This window comes from Streptomyces sp. NPDC050504, from assembly GCF_044458065.1.
GTDB lineage: Bacteria > Actinomycetota > Actinomycetes > Streptomycetales > Streptomycetaceae > Streptomyces.
In genome coordinates this window covers 115,538-131,693 of the sequence record NZ_JBITHO010000016.1, presented here as the reverse complement: position 1 = coordinate 131,693, position 16,156 = coordinate 115,538, and the positions used below count along the sequence as shown (strand labels likewise).

General features: G+C 72.7%; 18 protein-coding genes. 17 read left to right on the top strand and 1 reads right to left on the bottom strand.

Annotated elements, in window-relative coordinates; genetic code table 11:
- Window positions 1–158 precede the first annotated feature (158 nt).
- Window positions 159–2,075 (top strand): ATP-dependent zinc metalloprotease FtsH, encoded by a 1,917-nt coding sequence (gene ftsH / locus ACIBNE_RS39225; RefSeq protein WP_399280527.1) that lies wholly within the window; start codon window positions 159–161, stop codon window positions 2,073–2,075.
- 60 nt (window positions 2,076–2,135) lie between these two features.
- Here the strand turns inward: ftsH and ACIBNE_RS39220 are convergent, their stop codons facing one another.
- Window positions 2,136–2,999, bottom strand: coding sequence for an SAM-dependent methyltransferase (locus ACIBNE_RS39220; RefSeq protein ID WP_399280525.1), 864 nt, complete (start codon window positions 2,997–2,999; stop codon window positions 2,136–2,138).
- Window positions 3,000–3,196: 197 nt separating this feature from the next.
- On the opposite strand from ACIBNE_RS39220, the gene proS reads away from it, so the two are divergent.
- The 16 genes from proS to dprA all read left to right on the top strand — a co-directional run bounded on the left by proS (window position 3,197) and on the right by dprA (window position 16,150).
- Window positions 3,197–4,609: a proline--tRNA ligase gene (proS, locus tag ACIBNE_RS39215; RefSeq protein WP_399280523.1), complete on the top strand. Its 1,413-nt coding sequence runs from the start codon at window positions 3,197–3,199 to the stop codon at window positions 4,607–4,609.
- Window positions 4,610–4,870: 261 nt separating this feature from the next.
- Entirely contained in the window at window positions 4,871–5,464 is a 594-nt protein-coding gene (locus ACIBNE_RS39210) for a hypothetical protein (RefSeq protein ID WP_399280521.1), read from the top strand.
- Between the two features lie 155 nt (window positions 5,465–5,619).
- Entirely contained in the window at window positions 5,620–6,066 is a 447-nt protein-coding gene (gene rpsP, locus ACIBNE_RS39205) for a 30S ribosomal protein S16 (protein WP_399280519.1), read from the top strand.
- 2 nt (window positions 6,067–6,068) lie between these two features.
- Window positions 6,069–6,308: an RNA-binding protein gene (locus ACIBNE_RS39200; RefSeq protein ID WP_003980229.1), complete on the top strand. Its 240-nt coding sequence runs from the start codon at window positions 6,069–6,071 to the stop codon at window positions 6,306–6,308.
- 95 nt (window positions 6,309–6,403) lie between these two features.
- Entirely contained in the window at window positions 6,404–7,009 is a 606-nt protein-coding gene (gene rimM, locus ACIBNE_RS39195; RefSeq protein WP_399280517.1) for a ribosome maturation factor RimM, read from the top strand.
- Window positions 7,006–7,827, top strand: a complete 822-nt coding sequence (gene trmD, locus ACIBNE_RS39190; protein WP_399280515.1) for a tRNA (guanosine(37)-N1)-methyltransferase TrmD — start codon at window positions 7,006–7,008, stop codon at window positions 7,825–7,827. The genes rimM and trmD overlap by 4 nt, the downstream gene beginning before the upstream one ends.
- A gap of 129 nt (window positions 7,828–7,956) precedes the next feature.
- On the top strand, window positions 7,957–8,307 hold the full coding sequence (gene rplS / locus ACIBNE_RS39185) for a 50S ribosomal protein L19 (RefSeq protein ID WP_399280513.1): 351 nt from the start codon (window positions 7,957–7,959) through the stop codon (window positions 8,305–8,307).
- 45 nt (window positions 8,308–8,352) lie between these two features.
- A complete protein-coding gene (gene lepB / locus ACIBNE_RS39180) occupies window positions 8,353–9,129 on the top strand; it encodes a signal peptidase I (protein ID WP_399280511.1) in 777 nt (258 codons plus the stop codon).
- A complete protein-coding gene (gene lepB, locus ACIBNE_RS39175; protein WP_399280509.1) occupies window positions 9,122–10,162 on the top strand; it encodes a signal peptidase I in 1,041 nt (346 codons plus the stop codon). Before lepB (ACIBNE_RS39180) ends, lepB (ACIBNE_RS39175) begins: the two co-directional genes overlap by 8 nt.
- Entirely contained in the window at window positions 10,080–10,994 is a 915-nt protein-coding gene (gene lepB / locus ACIBNE_RS39170) for a signal peptidase I (protein ID WP_399280535.1), read from the top strand. Before lepB (ACIBNE_RS39175) ends, lepB (ACIBNE_RS39170) begins: the two co-directional genes overlap by 83 nt.
- 74 nt (window positions 10,995–11,068) lie before the next feature.
- Window positions 11,069–11,806, top strand: a complete 738-nt coding sequence (gene lepB, locus ACIBNE_RS39165) for a signal peptidase I (protein ID WP_399280507.1) — start codon at window positions 11,069–11,071, stop codon at window positions 11,804–11,806.
- Window positions 11,799–12,320: an NUDIX hydrolase gene (locus tag ACIBNE_RS39160; protein ID WP_399280505.1), complete on the top strand. Its 522-nt coding sequence runs from the start codon at window positions 11,799–11,801 to the stop codon at window positions 12,318–12,320. The genes lepB (ACIBNE_RS39165) and ACIBNE_RS39160 overlap by 8 nt, the downstream gene beginning before the upstream one ends.
- Before the next feature lie 57 nt (window positions 12,321–12,377).
- Window positions 12,378–12,686, top strand: coding sequence for a DUF2469 domain-containing protein (locus ACIBNE_RS39155; RefSeq protein ID WP_005311352.1), 309 nt, complete (start codon window positions 12,378–12,380; stop codon window positions 12,684–12,686).
- 172 nt (window positions 12,687–12,858) lie between these two features.
- Window positions 12,859–13,224 (top strand): YraN family protein, encoded by a 366-nt coding sequence (locus tag ACIBNE_RS39150; RefSeq protein WP_399280503.1) that lies wholly within the window; start codon window positions 12,859–12,861, stop codon window positions 13,222–13,224.
- The gene (locus ACIBNE_RS39145; protein WP_399280501.1) at window positions 13,224–14,849 is read left to right on the top strand and encodes a YifB family Mg chelatase-like AAA ATPase; all 1,626 of its coding nucleotides are present in this window, start codon (window positions 13,224–13,226) and stop codon (window positions 14,847–14,849) included. The genes ACIBNE_RS39150 and ACIBNE_RS39145 overlap by 1 nt, the downstream gene beginning before the upstream one ends.
- Entirely contained in the window at window positions 14,834–16,150 is a 1,317-nt protein-coding gene (dprA, locus tag ACIBNE_RS39140) for a DNA-processing protein DprA (protein WP_399280499.1), read from the top strand. Before ACIBNE_RS39145 ends, dprA begins: the two co-directional genes overlap by 16 nt.
- Window positions 16,151–16,156: the final 6 nt, after the last annotated feature.

Sequence of the window (16,156 nt, the reverse complement as noted above, 5' to 3'; positions counted from 1 at the left end):
GGGGGGCCGCCGGGGGGGCCCGCCGGGGCCTGGGGCGGGGGGGCGGGGGGCGGGCGCCGGGGGGGGGGGGCGCGCGCGGGCGCCCCCGGGGGGGGGGGGGGGGGGCCCCCCCGGGCGGGGGGGCCCCCACGGCGCTTTTGTGGCTTAACGTCCGAATCATGAGCAACCCTGTGCCGCCGCGCCAGACCCCGGACCAGCCGTGGCGCTCGGAGGGCGCGCCCGAGCCGCCCCCGCCCAGGAAGAAGATGCCCGGCGGCTGGGGCGGACTGATCCTCACCGCGCTGGTCGTGTACCTGGTCACCAACCTGATCCTGTCGTTCTTCAACGACGGCGACGAGCCGACCGTCTCCTACACGGAGTTCAGCAAGCAGGTCCAGGCGAACAACGTCTCGAAGATCTACTCCAAGGGCGACGCGATCCAGGGCCAGCTCAAGAAGGAGGCCGAGCTGCCTGACGGGGGGAAGGGGAAGTACACCAAGTTCACCACCCAGCGCCCGGCCTTCGCCGACGACGACCTGTGGGCGCAGCTCACCAAGGACGACGTCACGGTCACGGCGACCCCGGTCGTGGAGGAGCGCAGCTTCCTCTCCAACCTGCTCATCTCGCTCGCCCCGATGCTGCTCCTGGTCTTCCTGTGGATCTTCATCGCGCGGCGGATGGGCGCCGCGATGGGCGGCGGGGCGCTGAACAGGAAGCCGCCGCCCAAGCCGGTGGAGCTGGAGTCCGACAAGCGCACCACCTTCGAGGACGTCGCGGGCATCGACGAGGTCGAGGGCGAGCTGAACGACGTCGTCGACTTCCTGAAGAACCCCGACTCCTACCGGAGGATGGGCGCGAAGATGCCCGGCGGCGTGCTCCTCGCGGGCCCGCCCGGCACCGGGAAGACGCTGCTCGCGCGGGCGGTCGCGGGCGAGGCGGGCGTCCCCTTCTTCTCGGCCTCGGCCTCCGAGTTCATCGAGATGATCGTGGGCGTGGGCGCGTCCCGGGTGCGCGAGCTGTTCGCCGAGGCGCGCAAGGTCGCCCCCGCGATCGTCTTCATCGACGAGATCGACACCATCGGGCGGGCGCGCGGCGGCGGCTCGGGGATGGGCGGCCACGACGAGCGCGAGCAGACCCTGAACCAGATCCTCACCGAGATGGACGGCTTCTCGGGCTCGGAGGGCGTCGTCGTCCTCGCGGCCACCAACCGGGTCGACGTCCTGGACCCGGCGCTGACCAGGCCGGGCCGGTTCGACCGGGTGGTCACGGTCAGCCCGCCCGACCGGGGCGGCCGGGAGGCGATCCTCAAGATCCACACCCGGAAGATCCCGCTCGCGGCGGACGTGGATCTCGCCCAGATCGCCCGTACGACCCCGGGCATGACGGGCGCGGAGCTGGCGAACCTGGCGAACGAGGGCGCGCTGCTCGCGGTGAAGCGCAAGCAGTCCGAGGTCACCCAGGCCGACCTGTCCGACGCGCTGGAGAAGGTCCAGCTCGGCGCGGAGCGTCCGCTGGTCATGCCGGAGGAGGAGCGGCGGCGCACGGCGTACCACGAGAGCGGGCACGCCCTGCTCGGCATGCTCCAGCCGGGCGCCGACCCGGTCCGCAAGATCACGATCGTGCCGCGCGGGCGGGCGCTGGGCGTGACGCTGTCGACGCCGGACGCGGACAAGTACGCGTACACGGAGGAGTACCTGCGCGGCCGGATCATCGGCGCGCTCGGCGGGATGGCCGCCGAGCAGGTGGTGTTCGGCGTGATCACGACGGGCGCGGAGAGCGATCTGGAACAGGTCACCAACATGGCGCGGGGGATGGTGGGCCGGTGGGGGATGAGCGAGAAGGTCGGCAGGCTGACGGCGATCCCGAACGACGCCCAGCAGGCGTACGGCTTGTCGGCGGCGCCGGCGACGCTGGACGCGGTGGACGCGGAGATGCGGCGGATCGTGGACGAGTGCTACGAGCGGGCGTGCGGGTTGCTGCGCGAGCACCGGGGGAAGCTGGACGCGCTGTCGGAGGCGCTGCTGGAGAACGAGACGCTTGAGGAGGAGGCGGCGTACCGGGCGGCGGGCGTGACGCGCCTGACGAAGGAGGCGTAGGGGGCGGGTGCGCGTGGCGCCCGACCCGCTCCCGCGCGGTCTTTCGGGGGAGCGGGCCCCCTACGGCGTGCGTGCGATCAAGTAGCGGAAGACGTTCGGCATCCACACCGCCCCGTCCCCCCGTACGTACGGATGCACCGCCTCCGCCACCTCCTTCTCCACCTGCCCGAGCTCCGTCGCCCGCACCGCCCCGTCGAACAGCCCGGTCGACAGCAGCCCCCGCACCGCGCTCCCCACGTCCGCGTAGCCGAACGGGCACGCCACCCGCCCCGACCCGTCGGGCTTCAGCCCCGACCGCGCCACGACGTCCTCCAGGTCGTCCCGGAGGGAGGGCCGCCAGCGCCCCGGCTCGGTCAGGGACTCCGCGAGCCGCGTCGCCACCCGCAGCACCGCCGACGTGGCGCACCGCTCGGGCGGGCCCCAGCCGGTGACGACCACCGGGCTGCCGCGCTCCGCGAACGCGACGGCCCGTTCCAGCTCCCCTGCGAGCCCGTCCGTGTCCCCGTCCGCGCACCCGACCGGCGCGAACGCGGTCACGAGGTTGTACGGTCCCGCGCCCGCGACCCCGGCGTCACCGCCCGCCAGCAGCCGGGCACCGCGGTCCCCGCCGGAGCGGCCGCCGCCGGAGTCGGGCAGCAGCCGCTCCCTGGCGAGCGCCATGCGCTCCCGGTCGGCCTCCGTCCCGGTGACCCGCGCCCCGCGCTTCGCCGCCAGCAGCAGGGCGAGCCCGGAACCGCAGCCGAGCCCCAGCAGCCGCGTGCCCGCCCCGACCTCCAGGCGCTCGTACACCGCCTCGTAGAGGGGAACCAGCATCCGTTCCTGGATCTCGGCCCAGTCCCTGGCCCGCGCACACGGGTCGGTCGGCGTCGCGGGCCCTGCCTGGGGGCCCGTGTTCCAGCGATGCCGGACGAGCGTAGGTGTCATCGAAAGCGCCCCAATCCGCCGAGAGGTCGACTTGCCCTGGTTGACATCCCCCCGTGCATGTGCGCGCGCACTCCCCCCGTATGCCAGGGAACTCCGCATCCGTGCCCAAGTCCAGAGTCCGACGGGAGTTTGCCGACGGCCTCCCACCGGGCCGCCCGATTCCCGCTCCCGTCCCGCCCCGCCGTACGATGCGCGCCATGGCAAAGGCACCCGTTCTCACCCCCCGCGCGGACGACTTCCCCCGCTGGTACCAGGACCTGATCAACAAGGCCGAGCTCGCGGACAACGGCCCGGTGCGCGGCACGATGGTCATCCGCCCGTACGGCTACGGCCTGTGGGAGCGGATGCAGCAGGAGATGGACGCGCGCATCAAGGGGGCGGGTGCGCAGAACGCGTACTTCCCGCTCTTCATCCCGCAGTCCTACCTGACCAAGGAGGCCGAGCACGTCGAGGGCTTCGCCCCCGAGCTCGCGGTGGTCACCCACGGCGGCGGCAAGGAGCTCGAAGAGCCGGTCGTCGTCCGCCCCACCTCCGAGACGATCATCAACGACTACTTCTCGAAGTGGGTGCAGAGCTACCGCGACCTGCCCCTGCTGATCAACCAGTGGGCCAACGTCGTCCGTTGGGAGATGCGCCCCCGCGTCTTCCTGCGCACCTCCGAGTTCCTCTGGCAGGAGGGCCACACGGCCCACGCCACGTACGAGGACGCCCGCGACTACGCGGCCCGCATCCACCGCGACGTCTACGCCGACTTCATGGTCGACGTGCTGGGCATCGACGTCGTGCTGGGCCGCAAGACCGCCAAGGAGCGCTTCGCGGGCGCCATCAACACCCTCACGCTCGAAGCGATGATGGGCGACGGCAAGGCCCTCCAGATGGGCACGAGCCACGAGCTGGGCCAGAACTTCGCCAAGGCGTTCAACACCCAGTACCTGTCCAAGGACAGCAAGCAGGAGCACGTCTGGCAGACCTCCTGGGGCGTCTCCACCCGCATGGTCGGCGGCCTGATCATGTCCCACGGCGACGACAACGGCCTGCGCGTCCCGCCGCGCCTGGCCCACGTCCAGGTCGTCGTCATGGCGATCAAGGGCGACGAGGCCGTAGCCAAGGTCCGCGAGATCGGCGACGCCCTGCGCGCCGCCGGGATCAGGGTGCACGTCGACGACCGCGTCGACACCCCCTTCGGGCGCCGCGCCGTGGACTGGGAGCTCAAGGGCGTGCCCGTACGGGTCGAGGTCGGCCCGCGCGACCTGGAGGCGGGCACCGCGATGCTGGCCCGCCGCATCCCCGGCGGCAAGGAGCCGGTGTCGATCGACGGCCTCGCCGCGCTGCTGCCGGGCGTCCTGGTGGAGGACCAGGCGCTGCTGCTGGCCCAGTCCAGGGAGCGCCGCGAGTCCCGCACCAGCGACGTCACCACGATCGAGGAGGCGGCGGAGGCCGCGACCGCGGGCGGCTGGGCCCGCATCCCGTGGTCGGTGCTCGGCCCCGAGGGCGAGGCCAAGCTCGCCGAACAGGCGGTGTCCGTACGCTGTCTGGTCACCGAGGAGGGGGCGGTGCCCGAAGCGGACGACACCCCCGGTAACCTCGCCGTGGTGGCCCGCTCCTACTGAGCGCCGGAGCCCGGCGGACGACGCGCCCCGGGCGCCCCGCGGGGCCGCACCGGGCGACTTCCGCCCCGGCGCGCGGAGCCGTTCCGCGCGCCGGGGCGCACCCCCGCTACGTACCGGCTTGTTGTGAGCTGTGACGGCTTCTCCGCAGATCAGCGCACCCGCCCTCGTCAGGACGCATCAACGGCAACTGACGGGTACGTGCAAATTATTTGGGATGCCCCGGAATAGGAACACAGCGGCACCCCGGCTCGTTGTCACGACGTGAGCACGACACCAACTGTTCTCGCCGCAGAGCTGGCGCAGGCGTGGGCCGACATTCAGCGGTTCCACCCCGAGCTGCCCGATCTTGCCGCGCCCGAGTCCCTGATCGGAGAGTCGTCGTCCGCCTGCGGCGCCGAACTCTCCTTCGAGCGACTGCTTCACGAAGCGGTCCACGGCATCGCGGCGGCGCGGGGTGTCCGTGACACCTCCCGCGCCGGCCGCTACCACAACCGACGGTTCCTGGCGATCGCCGAGGAGATGGGCCTCGACCATCCCGACGAGCCGCACCCCAGCAGCGGCTTCTCGCTGGTCACGCTCAACGCCGAGGCGAAGCGGCGGTACCGCCCGACCATCGAGCGGCTGCAGCGGGCCCTCAAGGCGCACACCGTCGCGACGGCCGCCGACACCAAGCGCTCCTTCCGCGGACCGGCCGCCAGGCACGGCTCGTCGGGCGGCGGCGTGCGGGTCAAGGCCGTCTGCGACTGCGGGCGCAACGTGCGCGTGGTCCCTTCCGTGCTCGCCCAGGCGCCGATCGTCTGCGGGGGCTGCGGGAAGCCGTTCCGCATTCCCGAAGCCGTAGCCGCCGTCGGCTGACCTGGAATGGTGTGGCACAATGGCTAGCTGTACTCGCAGTCGCACAGGACCCCTCTCTCCTCCGGCTGACGCGTCCATCGGGCACCCCGAGTACCGCAACCCCACGTGGCATCCCGTTGTGCCCAACCACGTCAAGACCAGGAGACACCACTCCAGTGGCAGTCAAGATCAAGCTGAAGCGCCTCGGTAAGATTCGCGCGCCTCACTACCGCATCGTCGTCGCCGACTCCCGCACCCGCCGTGACGGCCGGGCCATCGAGGAGATCGGTCTGTACCACCCGGTGCAGAACCCCTCGCGCATCGAGGTCAACTCGGAGCGTGCGCAGTACTGGCTGTCCGTCGGCGCCCAGCCGACCGAGCCGGTCCTCGCGATCCTGAAGCTCACCGGCGACTGGCAGAAGCACAAGGGCCTGCCGGCCCCGGAGAAGCCGCTGCTGGCCCCGGCGACCAAGGAAGACAAGCGCTCTTCCTTCGACGCCTTCGCCAAGACCCTGGAGGGCGACGACGCCAAGGGTGAGGCCATCACCCCGAAGGCGAAGAAGTCCGACAAGAAGGCGGACGAGGCCGAGAAGGCCGAGTCGACCGAGTCGACCGAGGCCTGAGCATGCTCGAGGAGGCTCTTGAGCACCTCGTGAAGGGCATCGTCGACAACCCCGACGACGTGCAGGTCGCCTCGCGCACCCTGCGCCGCGGGCGCGTGCTTGAGGTCCGGGTCCACCCCGACGACCTCGGCAAGGTGATCGGCCGCAACGGCCGCACCGCTCGCGCTCTGCGTACCGTCGTGGGCGCCATCGGCGGCCGCGGCATCCGCGTCGACCTCGTCGACGTGGACCAGGTCCGCTGAGCGGGTCGGCTGTTTTTGCTTAAGTGCACCGGCACGGGCCGGGGAGGGCTTACGGGCCCGCCCCGGCCCGTTGTCGTACGACAGGAGAGTTGAGAGTGCAGCTGGTAGTCGCGCGGGTCGGCCGCGCCCACGGCATCAAGGGCGAGGTCACCGTCGAGGTGCGTACCGACGAGCCGGAGCTGAGGCTGGGTCCCGGCGCCGTACTGGCCACCGATCCGGCGTCCGCCGGACCGCTGACCATCGAGACCGGCCGGGTGCACAGCGGCCGACTGCTGCTGCGCTTCGAAGGAGTGCGGGACCGCACCGGGGCCGAGGCCCTGCGCAACACCCTGCTCATCGCGGACGTCGACCCCGAGGAGCTCCCCGAGGACCCCGAGGAGTTCTACGACCACCAGCTGATCGACCTCGACGTGGTGCTCGCCGACGGCACCGAGGTCGGGCGGATCACCGAGATCTCCCACCTGCCCTCGCAGGACCTGTTCATCGTGGAGCGCCCCGACGGCAGCGAGGTCATGATCCCCTTCGTCGAGGAGATCGTCACCGAGATCGACCTGGCCGAGCAGAAGGCCGTGATCACCCCGCCGCCCGGACTGCTGAACGAGGCCGAGGCGGAGGTCGCCTCCAGCCGCGACGCCGAGGGCGGGACCGACGCCGGAGCCGGCGCCGAGGGCGGGACCGATGCCGAGGGCGACGCCCGATGAGGCTCGACGTCGTCACGATCTTCCCCGAGTACCTGGAGCCGCTGAACGTCTCGCTCGTCGGCAAGGCCCGCGCGCGCGGCCAGCTCGACGTGCACGTGCACGACCTGCGGGAATGGACGTACGACCGGCACAACACGGTCGACGACACCCCCTACGGCGGCGGCCCCGGCATGGTCATGAAGACCGAGCCCTGGGGCGACTGCCTCGACCAGACGATCGCCGACGGGTACGAGGCGGGCGCCCACGGCCCCGTGATCGTCGTCCCGACCCCCAGCGGACGCCCCTTCACCCAGGAACTCGCCGTCGAACTCTCCGAGCGGCCCTGGCTGATCTTCACGCCCGCCCGCTACGAGGGCATCGACCGCCGCGTGACGGAGGAGTACGCGACCCGCGTGCCGGTCTACGAGGTCTCCATCGGGGACTACGTGCTGGCCGGCGGCGAAGCGGCCGTCCTGGTCGTGACCGAGGCCGTGGCCCGGCTGCTGCCCGGCGTCCTCGGCAACGCCGAGTCGCACCGCGACGACTCCTTCGCGCCCGGCGCCATGGCCAACCTCCTGGAAGGCCCCGTCTACACCAAGCCCCCCGAGTGGCGCGGCCGGGGCATCCCCGACGTGCTGCTCAGCGGACACCACGGGAAGATCGCGCGCTGGCGGCGCGACGAGGCGTTCCGGCGCACGGTGCTCAACCGGCCCGACCTCGTCGAGCGCTGCGACCCCGCGGCCTTCGACAAGAAGGACCGCGAGATCCTCTCCATCCTGGGCTGGGCCCCGGAACCCGGCGGCCGATTTTGGCGCAGGGTGCCGGACGTGGAAGAATAGGCCGCTGCCCTACGTCCGGCGTGCGCCCCTGCCACAGGGGGAACGACGCGTGACCGACGTGGACGGCACTCTGAACTCATCTCGATCTCCCGCTGATGACCTGTGGCATCGGCGAAGAAAGCAGTGGAAATGTCCAACCTGCTCGACAGCGTCAACGCTGCCTCCCTGCGCACCGACGTCCCGGCCTTCCGTCCCGGTGACACGGTCAACGTCCACGTGCGCGTCATCGAGGGCAACCGCTCCCGCATCCAGCAGTTCAAGGGCGTGGTCATCCGCCGCCAGGGCTCGGGCGTCAGCGAGACCTTCACGGTCCGCAAGGTCTCGTTCTCCGTCGGCGTCGAGCGCACCTTCCCGGTCCACAGCCCGATCTTCGAGAAGATCGAGCTCGTGACCCGCGGTGACGTCCGTCGCGCCAAGCTGTACTACCTCCGTGAGCTGCGCGGCAAGGCCGCGAAGATCAAGGAGAAGCGCGACAACTGAGCTGCCGCGGGAGCCGTCGGACGGGCCGGATAGGCTCTGGCCCCGATGGACACCGAAGCACAGCACACGGAGCGCGGCTCCTCCTCCGAACCCATCACGGGCGACGGGGAGGGGTCGCGCTCCGCGCGTTCTCCCCGGCCCTCCTGGCCGCGGCGGCTGCTGCGGCGGCCGGGAACCGGCGCCCTGGCAGCCGCCTGCGTCGTCTTCCTGTTCCTGCTCAGCACCTTCGTGGTGCAGCCCTTCCTGATCCCCAGCGGCTCCATGGAACCCACCCTGCGGGTCGGCGACCGGGTGCTGGTGAACAAGCTGGCGTACCGTTTCGGCGCCGAGCCGCGCCGCGAGGACATGGTCGTCTTCGACGGCACGGGCTCCTTCGTCGACGAGGCGCCGCGCGGCAACCCGGTCACCGGACTGCTGCGCGCGGCGGGGGCCGCGCTGGGACTCAGCGAGCCCGCCGAGACCGACTTCGTGAAGCGCGTGGTGGGGGTCGGCGGCGACCGCGTGGTCTGCTGCGACGGGCGGGGGAGGCTCAGCGTGAACGGCACGCCGGTCGACGAGCCGTACCTCATGCCGGGCGACGCCCCGTCCAACGCGCCCTTCGACGTCGTCGTGCCGCGGGGCACGCTCTGGGTGATGGGCGACCACCGCAGCAGGTCCAGCGACTCCCGCGACCACCTCGGATCTCCCGGCGGCGGCATGGTGCCCGTGGGCAAGGTGATCGGGCGGGTCGACTGGATCGGCTGGCCGTTCGGCCGCTGGACCTCCTTCGACCCCTCCGGGGCCTTCGCCGACGTGCCGGAGCCCGGCGCCGCGCATGGGTAACCGGGGCAGGCCGCGCTCCCCGCAGGGCGGCGAGGAGCAGCAGGCGGCCGCCAGGCCCGCGCCGACCCGCGTCGAGCGGCGCAGGCTCGCCCGCAAGGTGCGGCGGCGCAGGCGCAGGTCCACGGTGAAGGAGATCCCGATCCTGATCACCGTCGCGCTGCTGATCGCGCTCGTCCTCAAGACCTTCCTGGTGCAGGCGTTCGTGATCCCGTCCGGCTCGATGGAACAGACGATCCGGATCGGCGACCGGGTGCTCGTCGACAAGCTCACCCCGTGGTTCGGCTCCCGGCCGCAGCGCGGCGACGTCGTCGTCTTCAAGGACCCCGGCGACTGGCTGAAGGACGAGAAGACCGCAAAATCGGACGACCCCGTGGGCATCAAGCAGGCCAAGCAGGCGCTGGCCTTCATCGGGATCCTGCCGTCCGACGACGAGCAGGACCTCATCAAGCGCGTCGTCGCGGTCGGCGGCGACACCGTCCGGTGCTGCGACGAGAACGGTCAGGTCACCGTCAACGGCACTCCGCTCAGCGAGCCGTACGTCCATCCCGGAAACGCGCCGTCGACCATGAAGTTCGAGGTCAAGGTCCCCGAGGGGCGGCTGTTCGTCATGGGCGACCACCGGGCGAACTCGGCCGACTCGCGGTTCCACCTGGACGAGGAGCACCACGGCACGATCGCCGAGGACTCCGTCGTGGGCCGCGCCGTGGTCATCGCGTGGCCGTTCGGCCACTGGCGCGAACTGGAGGAGCCGGAGACGTTCGCATCCGTGCCGGACGCGCCCACGGGGTCGGCCGCGGCACCGGGTGCGTCGAATAGTCTGTCCTCTCAGGATCGCAAGGCGATGATCCGGCTCCCGACCCCTGCGGAACTCCCGCTCGTTATGGGAGTGGTGGGCCTGTACCCCGTCCGGGACAGGCTGTTGCACGGAGTGAGGAGTGGATGTGGGGGATGTGGCCGTCGGCACACGATCCGGACACGAAGGGCCCGAGGACCGGCCGGAAGAGCCCGCGGGCGCGACCGCCGAGAGCCCTGAGCCGCCCGCACCCCCGGTGACGGACGACTCCGCAGGGGCTCCCGCGGAGGACGAGGACGGCGCGAAGCAGAAGAAGCACCGCTCCTTCTGGAAGGAGCTGCCGCTCCTCATCGGCATCGCGCTGCTGCTCGCACTGCTGATCAAGACGTTCCTGGTCCAGGCGTTCTCGATCCCTTCGGACTCGATGCAGGACACCCTCCAGCGCGGTGACCGCGTGCTGGTGGACAAGCTGACGCCGTGGTTCGGCTCCGAGCCCGAGCGCGGCGAGGTCGTGGTCTTCCACGACCCGGGCGGCTGGCTCCCGCCGGGCGAGGGCACCGACCCCAACGCGGTGCAGAAGTTCCTCAGCTTCATCGGTCTGATGCCCTCCTCCGAGGAGAAGGACCTGATCAAGCGGGTCATCGCGGTCGGCGGCGACACGGTGGAGTGCAAGAAGGACGGGCCGGTCAAGGTCAACGGCAAGGCGCTGGACGAGAAGTCGTACATCTTCCCCGGCAACACCCCGTGCAACGACATGCCGTTCGGCCCGCTGAAGGTGCCCGAGGGCCGGATCTGGGTGATGGGCGACCACCGCCAGAACTCGCTGGACTCGCGGTACCACCAGAACCTCCCCGGCAAGGGCACGGTCTCCACGGACGAGGTCGTCGGCCGCGCCGTCGTGGTGGCCTGGCCGCTCAACCGCTGGTCGACCCTGCCGGTCCCCGGCACCTTCGACCAGTCGGGGCTGAACGCCGCCGTCGCGGCCTCGCCGGTCGCGCTCGGTTTCGCGGGCGCGCTGCCGCTGGTGCTCTGGCGCAGGCGGAGGCTGACCGCCGGGCGTACCGCCGGGTAGGGTGCCGTCCCAGATCGTCGGTCCCCCCGTCGCCGTGTGGACGGGGGGCGATTCTCCGAGGCGGGGGAGCTGGGATGGGCGGAACAGGACGTACGGAAGGCGGCCGCGGCCGCCTCGGCAGGGTGCTGTCGGGGCTGGCCGTGGCCGTCGGCTGTGTGCTCTTCCTCGGCGGGTTCGTCTGGGGCGCGCTGGTCTACGAGCCGTACACCGTGCCGACCGACTCGATGACGCCGACCGTGCACGCCGGGGACCGGGTGCTGGCCGAGCGGATCTCGGGCGACGACGTGCGGCGCGGGGACGTGGTGATCTTCCGCGACAAGACCTGGAGCGACATGCCGATGGTCAAGCGGGTGGTCGGGGTCGGCGGCGACACGATCGTCTGCTGCGACAAGAACGGCCGGCTCACCCTGAACGGCAAGACGCTCACGGAGTCGTACCTGCCGTCCGACGGCTCGCCCGCCTCCTCGAACAGCTTCTCCGTGACCGTCCCCGAAGGCCAGCTCTTCCTGCTCGGCGACGAGCGCAGCGGCTCGCTCGACTCCCGCGTGCACCTCCAGGAGGCGGGGAAGGGCGCGGTGCCCCGCTCGGCGGTCACCGCCCGCGTGGACGCCGTGGCCTGGCCCGCGGACGGCATGGTCGAGCGGCCCGCGGACTTCGCCGGACTGCCCGGCGGGGTGTCGAGCCCGGGGCCGCTGAAGCTGATGCTCACGGCGGTCGTCGGCGGCATCGTGCTGATCCTGGGCGGGGCGGCCTACGGGCCGGTCGCACGGCTCCTCTCGGGCGGGCGGCGGAAGGAGGCGGTGGGTGTCTGAGGAAGCCCCCGCAGGCGCCGACGAGCGGTGGGCCGCCGCCCGCCGGGTGGCGCGGGTGGTCCTGCTCGACCCCGACGACCGGATCCTGCTGCTGCACGGCTTCGAGCCCGCCGACCCCGCCAGCCGCTGGTGGTTCACGCCCGGCGGCGGCGTCGAGGGCGACGAGACGCGGGAGCAGGCGGCGCTGCGCGAGGTCGCGGAAGAGACCGGGATCACACAGGTCGATCTCGGGCCCGCGCTGTGGCGGCGGCTGTGCTCCTTCGAGTTCGACGGACGGCGCTGGGACCAGGACGAGTGGTACTACCTGGCACGTACGGCACAGACCGAGACCGCCACGGGCGGGCAGACCGAGCTGGAGCGGCGGAGCGTCGCGGGGCTGAGGTGGTGGACCTCCGCCGAACTGCTCGCCGCGCGTGAGACGGTGTACCCGACCAGACTCGGCGAGCTGCTGCGCACGCTGCTCGCCGACGGGCCTCCCCGTGAGCCCGAAGTCCTGACCCCGGAAATCGCCTAGGGGCGCAGGGGGCTGACGCACAATGGGGGGACGCACGGCTGTGAAGGGGAACATGCCATGAGCGCCGAGGACCTCGAGAAGTACGAGACCGAGATGGAGCTGAAGCTCTACCGGGAGTACCGCGACGTCGTCGGTCTCTTCAAATACGTGATCGAGACCGAGCGGCGCTTCTACCTCACGAACGACTACGAGATGCAGGTGCACTCGGTCCAGGGCGAGGTGTTCTTCGAGGTGTCGATGGCGGACGCCTGGGTCTGGGACATGTACCGGCCCGCCAGGTTTGTCAAGCAGGTGCGGGTGCTCACGTTCAAGGACGTGAACATCGAGGAGCTCAACAAGAGCGACCTGGAGCTTCCGGGCAGCTGAGGCGCCTCGCGGGGGTCCCGCGCCGCACGGGGGTTCCGTGCCCCACGGGGGTCCCGCGCCCCACGGGGTACTTCGCACGAGTGACGGAGTTGTCCACAACCCCCTCGTTGTCCACCAAGATCCACTGACTCCGGGCCGACCCTCCACAGTCGGTACCGGAGGTGGTGCCGAGATGACTGCGACCGGGGCACTGGGGCGGTACGGCGAGGACGTGGCGGCCCGTTGGCTCGCCGACGCGGGCATGGCCGTGCTCGTGCGGAACTGGCGGTGCGGGCGCGCCGGGGAGATCGACATCGTCGCCAGGGACGGCGACGCGGTGGTCGTCTGCGAGGTGAAGACCCGCAGGGACGGCGCGTTCCAGCACCCCATGGCGGCCCTCACCTCGCAGAAGACCGAGCGGCTGAGACGGCTGGCCGCGTGCTGGCTGGAGCGGCGCGGCGGACCGCCGCCGCCCGGCGGAGTGCGGATCGACCTCATCGGGGTGGTGCTGCCCCGGCGGGGCGCCCCGGTGGTGGAGCACGCCAAGGGGGTGGCCTGATGGGGTTCGCCCGTGCGTGCTCGGTGGCGCTGGTGGGCGTCGAGGGCGTGGTGGTGGAGGTCCAGGCGGACCTGGAACCGGGCGTCGCCGCGTTCACGCTCGTGGGGCTGCCCGACAAGTCGCTGACCGAGAGCCGCGACAGGGTGCGCGCCGCCGTGGTCAATTCGGGGGCCGACTGGCCGCAGAAGAAGCTCACGGTGGGGCTCAGCCCCGCGTCGGTGCCCAAGAGCGGCAGCAGCTTCGACCTCGCCGTGGCCTGTTCGGTGCTCGGGGCCGCCGAGCGGATCGACCCCCGGAGCATCGCCGACATCGTGATGATCGGCGAGCTGGGGCTCGACGGCCGGGTGCGGCCGGTGCGCGGGGTGCTGCCCTCGGTGCTGGCGGCGGCGGAGGCCGGTTTCCGGCAGGTCGTCGTGCCCGAGCAGACCGTGGGCGAGGCGACGCTGGTGCCCGGGGTCTCGGTGCTCGGGGTGCGCAGCCTGCGGCAGCTGATCGCGGTGCTCAACGACGAGCCGGTGCCCGACGAGGAGCGGATCCCCGAAGGGCGCCCCGACGCCGGGCTCGCCGGGCTGCTGGTGCCCGGCGCGGGCGTCGGCACGGGGCTGGCGGCCGAGGGGTCGCACCGGCCCGACCTGGCGGATGTGGCGGGACAGCGGGCCGCGCGCACGGCACTGGAGGTCGCCGCGGCGGGGAACCACCACCTGATGCTCTCGGGCCCGCCGGGCGCGGGCAAGACGATGCTCGCCGAGCGGCTGCCCGCGATCCTGCCGCCGCTGACCGGGCGGGAGGCGCTGGAGGTCACGGCGGTGCACTCGGTGGCCGGACTCCTGCCGCCCGGCGAGCCCCTGGTCGTCACGCCGCCGTACTGCGCGCCGCACCACTCGGCGACGATGCAGTCGCTGGTCGGCGGGGGCAACGGACTGCCCAGGCCGGGAGCGGTGTCCCTGGCGCACCGGGGCGTCCTGTTCCTGGACGAGGCCCCGGAGTTCTCGGGCAAGGTCCTGGACTCGCTCCGGCAGCCGCTGGAGTCGGGGCACGTGGTGGTGGCGCGGAGCGCGGGCGTCGTGCGGCTGCCCGCGCGGTTCCTGATGGTGATCGCGGCGAACCCCTGCCCGTGCGGACGGCACACGATGTTCGGCGCGGGCTGCGAATGCCCGCCCGCGGCCGTCAGGCGCTACCAGGCGCGGCTGTCGGGGCCGCTGCTCGACCGGGTCGACCTGCGCGTCGAGGTGGAGCCCGTCCAGCGGGCTGACCTGATGGGGCACAGCGGCAGGGGCGAGACGACGGAGGCGGTCGCGGAGCGGGTGCGGGAGGCGCGGGCGCGGGCCGTGGCGCGGCTCGACGGCACGCCGTGGACCACCAACAGCGAGGTGCCGGGCCATGAGCTGCGCACCCGCTGGGCGCTCGCCCCGGGCGCGCTGGTGGCCGCCGAGCGCGACATGGAGCGCGGGCTGCTCACGGCACGCGGTCTGGACCGGGTGCTGCGCGTCGCGTGGACGGTCGCCGACCTCTCGGGCCGCGACCGCCCGGAGGCCGGCCACGTGGAGCTGGCGCTGCAACTGCGGACCGGGGTGAGCAGGGGAGTCCCGGAGATGGTGGGGGGCGGGTCGTGTCTGGAGCCGTGAGCGACGAGGAGCGGCTGGCGCGGGCCGCACTGTGCCGGGCCGTCGAGCCGGGGGACGAGCTGGGCGGGCGGTGGCTGCGGGAGTACGGGGCGGTCGGGGCCCTGGCGCTGCTCCGTGCGCGGGCCGAGCCGGGAGGGGGCGACGCGAAGGGGGCGACGGGTGCGGAGGCGGATGCGGAGGCAGAGGGGGAGCGGGGCGGGGGCGCGAGAAGTGCGGGTGGCGCGGGCGGTGCGGTGGGTGGTTGCGGCGGGGCCGGGGGCGGGATCGACGGTGCCGGGCGCCGCCGGGGTCGTGCTCCTGTTCGAGGCGGACGCGTCGAAGGGTGGCGGTTGCGGATTCGGGACGCGGAGCCCGAGCGGGACCTGGCGGCGATCGGGGCGGCGGGCGGACGGTTCGTCTGCCCGGGGGACGCCGAGTGGCCGAGCCAGCTCGACGACCTCGGGGACGCCAGACCCATCGGGCTCTGGGTGCGGGGCCGTCCCGACCTGCGGATGTGGGCGCTGCGCTCGGTCGCCGTCGTCGGGGCCAGGGCCTGTACCCCGTACGGCGCGCACATGGCGGCGAGCCTGGGGGCCGGGCTCGCCGAGCGGGGCTGGGTGGTGGTGTCGGGCGCGGCCTACGGCATCGACGGGGCCGCGCACCGGGGCGCGCTGGCCTCGGGAGGGGCGACGGCCGCCGTGCTCGCCTGCGGCGTGGACGTCGCCTATCCGCGGGGCCACACGGAGCTGCTGGCGCGCATCGCGGAACAGGGCCTGGTGATCGGCGAGTTGCCGCCGGGCGAGCACCCCACGCCCAGCAGGTTCGTGCTGCGCAACCGCGTGATCGCCGCGCTGACCAGGGGCACGGTCGTGGTCGAGGCGGAGTACCGCAGCGGGTCGCTGGTGACGGCGCGCGCCGCGCAGCGCGCCGGGCGGTTCACGATGGGCGTCCCGGGGCCCGCCACGAGCGGGCTCTCCGCCGGGGTGCACGAGCTCCTGCGCGGTGACGCGGTGCTGGTGACCGACGCCGACGAAGTGGTCGAGCTGGTGGGCGACATGGGGGCGCTCGCCCCTGACCGGCGCGGCCCCGTACTGCCCAGGGACCTGCTCGGCCCGGTGGCGGCGCGGGTGCTGGAGGCGCTGCCCGCGCGCGGCACGGCCGACTGCCGGGCGGTGGCGCGGGGCGCGGGGACCGGCGCGGACGAGGCGCTCGGCAAGCTGTACGAGCTTCAGGCACTGGGGTTCGTCGAACGGGCGGGGGACGGATGGCGGTTGGCGGCACGGGCGGCACGCGGCGCCGACCCACGGCGAGGCGGTACTTGACCTGGA